Below are 12,212 nucleotides of genomic sequence, written 5' to 3'. Positions count from 1 at the left end.
CCTTTAGCCGCCCAATGGCGTCGGATGGGGATGCATGACCGCGCGCTGTCGTTCTTCCTCGAGGAATTTCATGATGATCGGTGCCACTGCTTCGGCCCGGGTAATCAGGAACAGATGCCCGTCATCGATGATGTGCAACTGAGTATTGGGGATCCGCCACGCCAGCAAGCGCATATTGATCAGCGGGATCAGCGGATCGTCGTCGCCGGCCAGCACCAGGGTTGGCTGATGGATCTTGTGCAGCCAGTGAATGCTGGTCCAGGCGAGACCCGCGAACAACTGCCAGTAGTAACCGAGCTTGCCCGCGGAGCGCACCTTGGCGGCGTGGCTGGCGGCGAGGGTTGGATCGCGCCGGAACGCACCGCCGTAAATCATCGGCGCAATGCGGATCACATGAGACGGCTGGATATAACGCCGCGGGCTGGCCATCAACCACAACACTTTTGGCTTGCCCGGCACCATCACCGCGCCAGCTGCCGTGGCTGCCAGAACGAGTTTCTTGCAACGCTCGGGATAGTCGTAAGCGAACTGCTGGGCGAGGGCGCCGCCCCAGGACACGCCAATCACATTGACCTGTCCATAGTTGAGATAGTCGAGCATCCGCGCCGTGAGTTTCGCAAGGCCCGGAAAACGATACGGTAGGTTTGGCGTCGACGAGCCGCCGACACCGGGTACATCGAAGGCGATGACTTCCAGGTCCGGATCCAGCGCGGCGACGAACGGAAACAACAGCTCCAGGTTGGCGCCGATGCCGTTGAAAATCAGCAAGGGCGTCAAGTGAGGCTTGCCGGGGCGTACCGCCGTGCGGAGGGTCTGGCCATCCAGGTCGATGGTACGAAATATGAACTGTTGCGGCATGCTTCAGGCCCTGTGGGGTTGGGTCGCTATCCCTAAGTTCTTCCTCGGTCCCTTGTGGGAGCGGGCTTGCTCGCGAGGGCGTCGGATCAGTCGATATCAATATTGAATGATTGACCGCTTTCGCGAGCAAGCCCGCTCCCACATTTAGGCGAGGTGTGTTGGTTACCGTTCGTGCACGTAAGTGCCTGGCGCCGCCTCACCGGCCGGGTAGGCCCTGTTGCCCAGTTTCGCCGGGGTCTTTTTCAGTTTGCCCGAACGCTCGGCCTGCCAGGCCTGCCAATGCAGCCACCAGGAGTCAGTGTGCTTGGTGGAGTTTTCTTGCCAGTCTTCGGCCTTGTCCGGCATTTCGATGCTGGTCATGTAGCGCGATTTCGGATTGCCCGGCGGATTCAGGATGCTCTGGATATGCCCGCTGCTGGACAGCACGAACTCCACCTTGCCGCCGAACAGTTGCGCCGATTTGTAGCAGGACTTCCACGGCGTAATGTGGTCGTTGGTCCCGGCCAGGGAAAAGATGTCGACCGTGACCTGCTTCAGATCGATCGGCGTACCGCACACTTCCAGTGCATCGGCGCGGATCAACGGGTTGCTTTTGAACAATTCGATCAGGTCGCCGTGGAATGCCGCCGGCAACCGTGTGGTGTCGTTGTTCCAGAACAGGATGTCGAACACCGGCGGCTCGTTGCCCAGCAGGTAGTTGTTGACCCAATAGTTCCAGATCAGATCATTGGGACGCATCCAGGCGAAGACTTTCGCCATGTCACGGCCTTCCAGCACACCGGCCTGATAAGAGTGGCGCTTGGCGCTTTCGAGGGTTTGCTCATTGACGAACAACGCCACGTCGCTGTCCAGGGTGGTATCCAGCACGCTGACCAGCAAGGTGAGGGCGTTGACCTTTTTCTCGCCAAGCGCCGCGTAGTGGCCCAGCAGAGCGGTGCAGGTGATGCCGCCGGAGCAGGCGCCGAGCATGTTCACGTCTTTGCTGCCAGTGATCGCGGTGACCACGTCGACCGCTTCCTTGAGCGCCTCGATGTAGGTCGACAGTCCCCACTCGCGCTGCTCCTTGGTCGGGTTGCGCCAGCTGACGATAAAGGTTTGCACATTATTGCGCAGGCAGAAACGCGCCAGGCTCTTGTCCGGACTCAGGTCGAACACGTAGAACTTGTTGATCTGCGGCGGTACCACCAGCAAGGGACGCTCGTACACCTGCTCGGTGGTCGGGCGGTACTGGATCAACTCCAGCACGTCGTTGCGGAAAACGACGGCGCCTTCGGTAACGCCCAGGCTTTTGCCGACTTCAAATGCGCCCATGTTGACCTGGCTCGGCATGCCGCCGTTGTGCACCAGATCCTTGGCCAGATGCGAGAGGCCGTCGAGCAGGCTTTTGCCGCCGGTTTCGAAGAAGCGTTTGACCGCCGCCGGATTGGCCGCGCTGTTGGTCGGCGCCATGGCTTCGGTCATGAGGTTGATCACGAAATGCCCGCGACTGGCATCATTGGGCGGCAGATTGCTGTTGTCGATCCAGTCGTGGAGTTCCTTGCGCCACGCCAGATAAGTTTGCAAATAACGTTTGTAGAGCGGGTTCTGGCTCCAGGCCGGATCCGCGAAGCGACGGTCATCGCTTGTCGGTTGCAACTTGGACTTGCCGAACAGCACGGTCGTGAGTTCACGACCGAAATGGGCGACATGCTTGGCACTGTGAATCGGTTGTTTGATGGCTTGCCTGAGCACCATCCGAGCAGAAGCCAGTAAATCCTTTCCGCGCAACCCAACGACAGGATTCAGACCCAAGGTGTTTTCCGAGGCCTGATACTTCAAGTCATCGTTATTCTTGTTACTCATCTACGACGCTCCATTGTGCAGAGACGAGTACCCGGGGCCAGCTGCGCAGTCTCACAGCCAATGCCAGGTACTACTGCTCGGGTGACCGTTAATTCTGCATCGCTGCTTTTCGGTTCAGCGAGCACTGCAGGGACCTTGCCAGCTCCATTGGTTACCCGAGTTTAATTTTTTTCGCAAGCAGGCCAATCGTCGGCCCGGAAGCGGAGCATTCAAACAGATGAAATTAGAAAATGCCCTCTAAAGAGCAAAAAGCCCGGCCTAGAGCATCAGTTTGACGATGGATTCGTTAGGGTCGCGGGTTTTTCCAGCCGCTTTGAGTTCGGCAAGGTAATCGTTCCAGAGATCCTCTTGGCGCTTGCCCAACTGGTAGAGGTATTCCCAGGTGAACAGGCCGCTGTCGTGGCCGTCGTCGAAGGTCAATTTCAGTGCGTACTGACCGGCCGGTTCGACCTTGGCCAGGCCTACGCCGATCTTGCCAAATTGCAGGATGGGTTTGCCGTGGCCCTGGACCTCGGCGGAGGGAGAGTGCACGCGAAGGAATTCGGCGGGCAGGTGAAATTCCTCGCCGGACGCGTATTTCAGCGACAGGGTTTTCGAGGCTTTGTGCAGTTTGATGTCGGTGGGGAGTTGGGTCATGGCCGGTAATCCATTTGTGTGGGCGACCCATTGAACGCCACCGTTCAAATGTGGGAGCGGGCTTGCTCGCGAAGAGGTCATCACATTCAACATCATCGTTGACTGTTATACCGCTTTCGCGAGCAAGCCCGCTCCCACAGGGGCTGCTACCACAGTAAGTATGGCTTACAGGATATAACGGGACAGGTCTTCGTTCTGCGCCAATTCACCCAGGTGGTTGTTGACGTAATCGGCGTCGATCAGTATCGCCTTCTCATCGTGGGCGCTGGCCAGGTCGCCGGCGCTGAACGACACCTCTTCGAGCAGGCGCTCGAGCAGGGTGTGCAGGCGACGGGCGCCGATGTTCTCGGTCTTCTCGTTGACCTGCCAGGCGATCTCGGCGATACGCTTGATGCCGTCCGGCTGGAACTCGATGACCAGTCCTTCGGTTTTCAGCAAGGCGCAATACTGCTCGGTGAGCGACGCGTGCGGCTCGCTGAGAATGCGTTCGAAGTCTTCAGGCGTCAGTGCCTTCAGCTCGACGCGAATCGGCAGACGACCTTGCAGCTCCGGCACCAGATCGCTCGGTTTGCTCAGGTGGAACGCACCGGAGGCGATGAACAGGATGTGGTCGGTCTTGACCATGCCCAGTTTGGTGTTGACAGTGCAGCCTTCGATCAGCGGCAGCAGGTCGCGCTGTACGCCCTCACGGGACACGTCGACGCCACCGCTGTTGCCGCGCTTGGCGACCTTGTCGATTTCGTCGATGAACACGATGCCGTGCTGCTCGACCGCTTCCAGCGCCTTGGCCTTCAACTCTTCTTCGTTGACCAGGCGACCGGCTTCTTCGTCACGCACCAGCTTCAGTGCTTCCTTGACCTTGATCTTGCGGTTTTTGCGCTTGCCCTTGCCCATGTTGGCGAACAGGCTTTGCAACTGGTTGGTCATCTCTTCCATGCCCGGTGGCGCGGAGATATCGACACCGGTCATTTCGGCGACTTCGATTTCGATCTCCTTGTCGTCCAGCTGACCTTCGCGCAGGCGCTTGCGGAACAGCTGGCGGGTATTGGAGTCGGCCGACGGCGCGGCGTCTTCGTTGAAACCCATGCGTGCCGGTGGCAGCAGGGCGTCGAGGATGCGTTCTTCGGCGGCGTCTTCGGCGCGATGGCGAACCTTGGTCATTTCCTGTTCGCGCAGCAGTTTGATGGCCGCGTCAGCCAGGTCACGAATGATCGATTCGACGTCGCGACCGACATAACCGACTTCGGTGAACTTGGTCGCTTCGACTTTGATGAACGGCGCGTTAGCCAGTTTGGCCAGGCGACGGGCAATCTCGGTTTTACCGACGCCGGTCGGGCCGATCATCAGGATGTTCTTGGGGGTTACTTCAACGCGCAGCTCTTCAGGCAGCTGCATCCGGCGCCAGCGGTTACGCAGCGCGATGGCGACGGCGCGCTTGGCATCGTCCTGGCCGATGATATGGCGATTGAGTTCGTGGACGATTTCACGGGGAGTCATGGACATAATATTTGGCGGACCTCAAGCAAGAATGAGCCGTGGCACAAAGGCCTGAACAGGCTTATTCGGCGCAGTCCTGCTCCTCAATGGTCAGGGTGTGGTTGGTGAATACACAGATGTCGCCGGCGATGCCGAGTGCGGTTTCGACGATTTCCCGGGCGGACAGATCGGTTTTCTTCAGCAGCGCGCTGGCGGCGGCTTGGGCATAACCACCACCTGAACCCATGGCGATCAGCCCTTCTTCGGGTTCGACCACGTCGCCGTTGCCGGTAATGATCAGGGACGCGTCTTTGTTGGCGACCGCGAGCATGGCTTCGAGGCGGCTGAGGGTGCGGTCGGTGCGCCACTCTTTGGCGAGTTCGACGGCGGCGCGAACCAGATGACCCTGGTGTTTCTCGAGCTGGCCTTCGAAACGCTCAAAAAGGGTGAAGGCGTCAGCAGTGGCGCCGGCAAAGCCGGCGATCACCTGGCCGTGGTACAGGCGGCGAACTTTCTTCGCGTTGCCTTTCATCACGGTATTGCCCAGGGAAACCTGGCCGTCGCCGCCCATGACGACTTTGCCGTGGCGGCGAACTGAAACGATGGTGGTCAAGGGAGAGTCTCCACGCAGTGGGGCGAAAATGCCTTCTGGCAACTCATATGGGGGTGGTGGCGCGTATTTCAACTGTGGGGAGGGAGAGGGGACGAGCGGTGCGAGGCGGGGAAAGGTGTGTTGGCTGTTCGGGCGCCTTCGCGGGCAAGCCTCGCTCCTTCGGGGCAGCGTCGTTCACACATGCGGTGAACGGCACAATTCCTGTAGGAGCGAGGCTTGCCCGCGAAGAACGATAACGCGGTACTACTGACGAAATCAGCGGCTTTGGCGTTGTTGTAACAACAGATTGCTGAAACCGCTGCCGGCCAGTTGTTTCTGGGCCGTGGTCAGCTGCTCGCGGTTGCTGAACGGTCCGACCAACACCCGGTACCAGGTCTCGTCCTTCACTGTGCCGGATTCAACCGCCACAGCCTGGCCCAGCAGGATGATCTGCGCCCGAACCTTGTCCGCATCAGCCTCCTTGCGGAACGAACCGGCCTGCAGGAAGAACTTCGTCACCGGGGCGGCTTTGCTCACCGGTGGCGCCGGCGGAGGCGTAATCCCGGCCAGTGCAGCCTGAGCCCGCGCGGTGTCGATCTTCGCCGCTTGCTCTGGCGTCACCGGCGTGGTCGCAATGGCCGGCACTTGCGGCGTCGGCAGGGTTTTCTCCGGCACGGCATCCGGCGGCACGATCACTTCCGATTCCGGCAGCAAGGTATAGAAGTCGTATTTCGGCTTCACCGGTTGTGTCGGGCTCGGCGGGGTCTTGTTGGCCTCGGCGATCCTGGTGGCTTTCTGTTGCTCGATTTTCTCGCGCTTGACGCTTTCGCTGCCCTTGCCCGGTTCCAGCTTCATCAGGAACACGATGAATGCGCCGACCGTCAGGCCGATGGCCATCCACAGCCAGCCCGGGATCGGTTGCTTTGCAGGAGCTTGGTAACGGCTGGCGCCACGCTTGGGTGCAGGTTTTTTCTTGGCAGCCAACTTACATACGCTCCAGAGTTTCCAGACCCAAGAGTTCCAGGCCTTGCTTGAGTGTGCGGCCGGTCAGCGCGGCGAGGCGCAGACGGCTCTGCATTTGCGCCGGGGTATCGGCGCCGAGGATCGGGCAGTTCTCGTAGAAACTGGAGAACAGGCCGGCGACATCGTACAGGTAGGTGCACAGAGTGTGCGGCGTACCTTTATCAGACACGTTATTCAACACTTCACCGAACTGCGCCAGTTTCGCTGCCAGTTCGTGTTCGTGTGCCGCCTGGAGGACGATCTGCCCTTCGACTTCGCTGAAATCCTTGCCGAGTTTGCGGAACACCCCGGCCACGCGGGTGTAGGCGTACAGCAGGTACGGTGCGGTGTTGCCTTCGAAGTTCAGCATCAGGTCGAAGTTGAAGCTGTAGTCGCTGGTGCGATGCTTGGACAGATCGGCGTACTTCACTGCGCCGATGCCCACGACCCTGGCAATGTTGCGCAACTCGACCTCGGCAAGCGTCGGGTTTTTGTCCTTCACCAGGGTGTAGGCACGTTCCTGGGCTTCGGTCAGCAGGTCGATCAGTTTCACGGTGCCGCCGTCACGGGTCTTGAACGGACGGCCATCGGCGCCGTTCATGGTGCCGAAGCCCATGTGTTCCATCTCCATCGGATGGGTCACGAAGCCGGCCTTGCGTGCCACGGCGAACACTTGCTGAAAGTGCAGGGCCTGGCGCTGGTCGACAAAGTACAGCGCGCGATCAGCGTTCAGCTTGCCGCTGCGATAACGCACCGCCGCCAAGTCGGTGGTGGCATACAGGTAACCGCCGTCGGCCTTGACGATGATCACCGGCAGCGGGTCGCCGTCGGCGTTCTTGAATTCGTCGAGGAACACGCACTGGGCGCCGTTACTCTCGACCAGCATGCCGGCGGCCTTGAGGTCGTTGACCACATTGATCAGGTCGTCGTTGTAGGCGCTTTCGCCCATCACGTCGGCCATGGTCAGTTTGACGTTCAGCAGTTCGTAGATTTTCTGGCAGTGGGACAGCGAGATGTCCTTGAACTTGGTCCACAGCGCCAGGCAGTCCGGGTCACCGGCTTGCAGTTTGACCACCAGGCCGCGGGCGCGATCGGCGAACTCTGCGGATTCATCGAAACGTTGCTTGGCCGCGCGGTAGAAATTTTCCAGGTCCGACAGCTCGTCGCTGGTGATCGGGTTTTCCTGCAGGTACGCCATCAGCATGCCGAACTGCGTGCCCCAATCGCCGACGTGGTTCTGGCGGATCACTTCATCGCCGAGGAACTCCAGGACCCGCGCCACGCCGTCGCCGATGATGGTCGAACGCAAGTGGCCGACGTGCATCTCTTTGGCCAGGTTCGGTGCCGACAGGTCGACCACGGTGCGCTGCGCCGGACCCGCCTTGCGCACGCCGATGTGATCGTCGGCCAGGGCGTCATCCAGGCGAGTGGCCAGGGCTTGGGTGTTCTGGAAGAAATTGAGGAAGCCTGGGCCGGCGATTTCGGCTTTGGAGACGTTTTTGTCAGCCGGCAGCGCGGCGATGATTTTCTCGGCCAGGTCGCGCGGCTTCATGCCGGCCGGCTTGGCCAGCATCATCGCGATATTGCTGGCGAAATCGCCGTGGGTCTTGTCACGGGAGTTTTCCACCTGAATCGCCGGCGACAGGCCTTCAGGCAACACACCTTCGTTGACGAGTTGGGTGATGGCTTGTTGGATCAGCTGGCGAATGGTGTCTTTCATGGTCTTCTCTTTCGACCGCAAGCGCGGCGGCGCTTCGATGCGCTGGTGGAAAAACTGGGCATTATCCGTGGCGAAGGCGGGCTTGCCAACTATAGCGGGCAGGTTGTGGATATGTGGTGACTATTCTGGCCCCTTCGCGAGCAAGCCCGCTCCCACACTGGATCTGCGGTGTTCATACATTATGTGTCTGGCACTTACCCCTGTGCGAGCGGGCTTGCTCGCGAAGGCGATATCAAAATCAATACAAATCCACGGGGTCCACATCCAAAGACCAGCGTACCGCCCGCCCACTCGGCATCTGCTCCAATACCAGCAACCAACTGGCAAGCAACCGATGCAGCGGCGCCCGGGCCGAGGCTTGCAACAACAACTGCGCCCGATAACGCCCGGCCCGCCGTTCCATCGGAGCCGGCACCGGCCCCAGCAGCTCGATGCCGGTCAGGTTCTGCTCTGTCAGCAAACGCTCGGCCTCGCTGCACGCTTCATCGAGAAAACCTTCGGCCTGCCCGGGCTTGTGCGCTTCGGCCCGTAGTAATGCCAAATGCGCAAATGGCGGTAGTCCCGCCGAGCGACGTTCGCTCAAGGCCTGTTCGGCAAACGCGAAATATCCCTGTTCGGTCAATTGCACCAGCAGCGGATGGTCTGCAAGGTGGGTTTGAATGATCACCTTGCCCGGCTCTTCAGCCCGGCCCGCCCGCCCTGCGACCTGGACGATCAACTGCGCCATGCGTTCGCTGGCGCGGAAGTCGCCGGAGAACAGGCCGCCGTCGGCATCGAGAATCGACACCAGGGTCACCCGTGGGAAGTGATGCCCTTTGGCAAGCATTTGCGTGCCCACCAGAATGCATGGCTGGCCTTTCTGGATGGTGGCGAACAGCTGGTTCATCGCGTCCTTGCGTGAAGTGCTGTCGCGGTCGACCCGCAGCACCGGGACGTCGGGGAACAAAATCCCCAGTCGTTCCTCGGCGCGCTCGGTGCCGGCACCTACCGGGCGCAGGTCAACTTTTCCGCACTTGGGGCAATGCCGGGGCACGCGTTCGACGTAGCCACAATGGTGGCAGCGCAGCTCGCCGGAGCGCTGGTGCACGGTCATCCGTGCATCACAGCGTTGGCACTCGGACATCCAGCCGCAGTCGTGACACAGCAGCGTTGGCGCAAACCCGCGGCGGTTGAGAAAAACCAGCACCTGCTGACCCGCCGCCAGCGTCTGACCGATGGCCTGCTGCATCGGCCCGGAAATGCCGCTGTCCAGGGGGCGACTTTTCACGTCAAGACGCAGGAAACGCGGTTGCTTGGCACCACCGGCGCGCTCATTCAGGCGCAGGAGTCCGTACCGGCCGGTGTAGGCGTTGTGCAGGCTTTCCAGTGACGGCGTGGCGGAACCGAGCACGATCGGGATGTTTTCCTGGCGTGCGCGCACCAATGCCAGGTCGCGAGCGTGATAGCGCAGGCCCTCCTGCTGTTTATACGAGCCGTCGTGCTCTTCGTCGATGATGATCAGGCCGGGGTTCTTCATCGGGGTGAACAGTGCCGAGCGGGTGCCGATAATGATATCGGCCTCGCCGTCCCGGGCGGCAAGCCAGGCGTCCAGTCGCTCGCGATCATTGACCGCCGAGTGGATCAGTGCGATGCGTGCATTGAAGCGCTGCTCGAAGCGCGCCAGGGTCTGCGGGCCGAGGTTGATCTCCGGGATCAGCACCAGTGCTTGCTTGCCCGCTTCGAGGGTTTCGCGGATAAGCTGCAGATACACTTCGGTCTTGCCGCTGCCGGTGACGCCGGCCAGCAGAAACGCGTGATAACTGTCGAAACCGGCGCGAATCGCTTCATAAGCGGCCCGCTGCTCGGGATTGAGCGGCAACTCCGGTTGCGCCAGCCAGTGTTCGTGGCGCGCGCCAGGGGCGTGCCTGCGGATTTCTACTTGAACCAGGTCTTTGGCCAGCAACAGGTCGAGGCTGTCCTTGCTCAGCATCAGTTTGCTCAGCAACTGATGGGCGACGCCGTGGGGATGCTGGGCCAGGGTCGCCAGGGCCTCACGCTGGCGCGGGGCGCGGGCGATGCGTGGGTCATCGAGGCTGGCACCCGGCGCAGCGGACCAGAAGCGCTCCTGGCGCGCTTCGGCCAGTTCGCCCTGGCGCAACAACACCGGTAGCGCCCAGCTCAAGGTATCGCCGAGGCTGTGTTGATAATACTGGGAAGTCCACAGGCACAGCTTGAACAGCGCGGGCGGCAGCGGTGGTGTGGCGTCGAGCAGGGCGATGGCCGGTTTGAGCTTTTCTACCGGGACTTCGCTGGTGTCGGTGACCTCCACCAGAATCCCAATCATCTCCCTTCGCCCGAACGGCACCCGCAGGCGCATGCCCGGCTGCAACTGGGCGCGCAGGACGCCGGCCGGGGCACGGTAATCGAACAGGCGGCGCAGGGGCGAGGGCAGGGCGAGGCGCAGTATGGCGTCGGGCACGCGGGGGGATCTCTTTGGGCGGGCAGTAAGAAAGGCTGAGCACAATCCCTGTGGGAGCGGCGGTGCGACGATTCGGCTTGCCCGCGAAGAGGCCCTTACAGTCGGCATCTTCATCGCCTGTCAGGACGCTTTCGCGGGCAAGCCCGCTCCCACAGGTTTGCTTGCAGATGATCAGCGTTTGGACCGGGAGCCTAGCAGACGACTGGTGTAAGCGACAGCTTGCGTGATTTGAAACCTCTGGTAGAATCCGCGGCCTAATTACGTGCGGTATTCAACAATGGTGTTGAGTGGCGGCACGCTAGCCTGAGGAATACACCATGAAAGCCGATATCCATCCAGCATACGAAACCATCGAAGTAACTTGCAGCTGCGGCAACAAGTTCGAAACTCGTTCGAACCTGTGCAAGCCACTGGGTACTGACGTATGCAACGAGTGCCACCCGTTCTACACCGGTAAGCAGAAGACTCTGGATACTGGCGGCCGTGTACAGCGCTTCGCAGACCGTTTCGGTGCTTTTGGCAAAGCCAAGGCTCCTGCTGCTGCAGAGTAAGGTTGCAAAGCCCCATGGGCTTTACCTTACTGATGAAAAAGGCGTCCCTTGCGGGCGCCTTTTTTGTGTCTGCGTTTTGGATTTGTGCTGCCCAGGCCTTCTGCCCCGCGCCGGACGGTCTGGCCTCGGTCGCGGTGCAGCGGGTGGTGGATGGCGACACGCTGCGCCTGAGCGACGGCCGCAGTGTGCGCATGATCGGTTTGAATACCCCGGAACTGGGCAAGAAAGGCCGTTCCGACGAGCCATTCGCCGTGACGGCACGCAAACGCCTGGAAGCGCTGGTTGCGGCCAGCGACGGACGGCTCGCTTTGCTGCCAGGCAAAGAAAGCAAGGATAGTTACGGTCGTACCCTTGCTCATCTCTACAGCACGGATGGCGCCAATCTCGAAGCGCAAATGCTTGCTGAGGGCCTGGGATTCCAAGTGGCCGTCGCGCCGAATGTCGATCTGGTCAGCTGTCAGCAAGCCGCGGAACGCAGTGCCCGTCAGGCCAGGCTTGGCGTGTGGCGACAATCACCTGTAGTGAAAGCGGAGCAGATCGACACGTCCGGTTTTGCCGTGCTCAGCGGTCGTGTAAGCAAGGTTCAGCGCAATCGCGGCGGGGTTTGGATCGAGTTGCAGGATTCAGTTGTATTACGCGTTGCACCCAATTTGCTGGGGCAGTTCGATGTCGCGGCGCTTGAGCGGCTCAAGGGCAAGCAGGTCGAGGCGCGTGGCTGGGTGGTGGATCGTTCGCGCCGTGGTGCGCTGAAAGACGGGCAGGCGCGTTGGTTATTGCCATTGACCCACCCGGTGATGCTGCAAGCGGTACCCTGATAAAAAATTGTAGACATTTTTTCTGTCAATTGTCGACAGTCTATCCCTTGTGTTCCGTGGCTCTTGGCCCAAAGTCGTAGGGCAGACCGCTTGACAGGGGTGACTGGTCAGTCTTGTGGGGACTTTGCGACACGCGTATCCTCGGCGATCCGTCTGTCCAACCGTAAAAGCGGAATGCCCCTATGTCAGATTTGAAAACTGCCGCTCTCGAATATCACGCCCATCCTCGTCCAGGGAAGCTGAGTGTCGAGCTCACCAAGGC

The 12,212-nt window shown here is 60.7% G+C and carries 11 protein-coding genes; 3 read left to right on the top strand and 8 right to left on the bottom strand.

Annotation, left to right across the window (positions count from 1 at the left end; translation table 11 throughout):
* Positions 1-3: 3 nt before the first annotated feature.
* From phaZ to F8N80_RS29945, 8 genes are all read right to left on the bottom strand, one after another.
* On the bottom strand, positions 4-858 hold the full coding sequence (gene phaZ, locus F8N80_RS29990; RefSeq protein WP_150744936.1) for a poly(3-hydroxyalkanoate) depolymerase: 855 nt from the start codon (positions 856-858) through the stop codon (positions 4-6).
* 162 nt (positions 859-1,020) lie between these two features.
* Positions 1,021-2,700: a class II poly(R)-hydroxyalkanoic acid synthase gene (phaC, locus tag F8N80_RS29980; RefSeq protein ID WP_150744937.1), complete on the bottom strand. Its 1,680-nt coding sequence runs from the start codon at positions 2,698-2,700 to the stop codon at positions 1,021-1,023.
* Positions 2,701-2,958: 258 nt separating this feature from the next.
* Positions 2,959-3,336 (bottom strand): gamma-butyrobetaine hydroxylase-like domain-containing protein, encoded by a 378-nt coding sequence (locus F8N80_RS29975; RefSeq protein WP_150744938.1) that lies wholly within the window; start codon positions 3,334-3,336, stop codon positions 2,959-2,961.
* Between the two features lie 165 nt (positions 3,337-3,501).
* On the bottom strand, positions 3,502-4,839 hold the full coding sequence (gene hslU, locus F8N80_RS29965; RefSeq protein ID WP_150744939.1) for an ATP-dependent protease ATPase subunit HslU: 1,338 nt from the start codon (positions 4,837-4,839) through the stop codon (positions 3,502-3,504).
* A gap of 55 nt (positions 4,840-4,894) precedes the next feature.
* A complete protein-coding gene (hslV, locus tag F8N80_RS29960) occupies positions 4,895-5,425 on the bottom strand; it encodes an ATP-dependent protease subunit HslV (RefSeq protein ID WP_150744940.1) in 531 nt (176 codons plus the stop codon).
* A 255-nt stretch (positions 5,426-5,680) separates the two neighbouring features.
* Entirely contained in the window at positions 5,681-6,388 is a 708-nt protein-coding gene (locus F8N80_RS29955) for an SPOR domain-containing protein (RefSeq protein ID WP_150744941.1), read from the bottom strand.
* A 1-nt stretch (position 6,389) separates the two neighbouring features.
* Complete coding sequence (gene argS / locus F8N80_RS29950; RefSeq protein ID WP_150785282.1) at positions 6,390-8,126, bottom strand: arginine--tRNA ligase; 1,737 nt, start codon at positions 8,124-8,126, stop codon at positions 6,390-6,392.
* A 238-nt stretch (positions 8,127-8,364) separates the two neighbouring features.
* Positions 8,365-10,584, bottom strand: a complete 2,220-nt coding sequence (locus tag F8N80_RS29945) for a primosomal protein N' (protein ID WP_150785281.1) — start codon at positions 10,582-10,584, stop codon at positions 8,365-8,367.
* Between the two features lie 317 nt (positions 10,585-10,901).
* Here F8N80_RS29945 and rpmE point away from each other — a divergent pair, with 317 nt between their 5' ends.
* The 3 genes from rpmE to F8N80_RS31820 form a co-directional block, all read left to right on the top strand.
* The gene (gene rpmE, locus F8N80_RS29940; RefSeq protein ID WP_028621753.1) at positions 10,902-11,135 is read left to right on the top strand and encodes a 50S ribosomal protein L31; all 234 of its coding nucleotides are present in this window, start codon (positions 10,902-10,904) and stop codon (positions 11,133-11,135) included.
* A gap of 14 nt (positions 11,136-11,149) precedes the next feature.
* Entirely contained in the window at positions 11,150-11,950 is an 801-nt protein-coding gene (locus F8N80_RS29935; RefSeq protein ID WP_150785280.1) for a thermonuclease family protein, read from the top strand.
* Between the two features lie 182 nt (positions 11,951-12,132).
* Positions 12,133-12,212: hypothetical protein (locus F8N80_RS31820; protein ID WP_224790775.1), on the top strand; the 80-nt coding region annotated here is incomplete at its 3' end.

This window comes from Pseudomonas fluorescens, from assembly GCF_902497995.1.
In the GTDB taxonomy this organism is placed as follows: Bacteria; Pseudomonadota; Gammaproteobacteria; order Pseudomonadales; family Pseudomonadaceae; genus Aquipseudomonas; species Aquipseudomonas fluorescens_BK.
Note: the sequence above shows the minus strand (reverse complement) of the source record. Positions and strands in the feature narration are given on the sequence as shown.

Bases quoted from the DNA above. Each gene is read 5' to 3' on its own strand.
- rpmE (WP_028621753.1), top strand. From the start codon at position 10,902: ATGAAAGCCGATATCCATCCAGCATACGAAACCATCGAAGTAACTTGC.
- phaC (WP_150744937.1), bottom strand. From the start codon at position 2,700: ATGAGTAACAAGAATAACGATGACTTGAAGTATCAGGCCTCGGAAAAC.
- argS (WP_150785282.1), bottom strand. From the start codon at position 8,126: ATGAAAGACACCATTCGCCAGCTGATCCAACAAGCCATCACCCAACTC.
- hslU (WP_150744939.1), bottom strand. From the start codon at position 4,839: ATGTCCATGACTCCCCGTGAAATCGTCCACGAACTCAATCGCCATATC.
- F8N80_RS29975 (WP_150744938.1), bottom strand. From the start codon at position 3,336: ATGACCCAACTCCCCACCGACATCAAACTGCACAAAGCCTCGAAAACC.
- F8N80_RS29935 (WP_150785280.1), top strand. From the start codon at position 11,150: ATGGGCTTTACCTTACTGATGAAAAAGGCGTCCCTTGCGGGCGCCTTT.
- phaZ (WP_150744936.1), bottom strand. From the start codon at position 858: ATGCCGCAACAGTTCATATTTCGTACCATCGACCTGGATGGCCAGACC.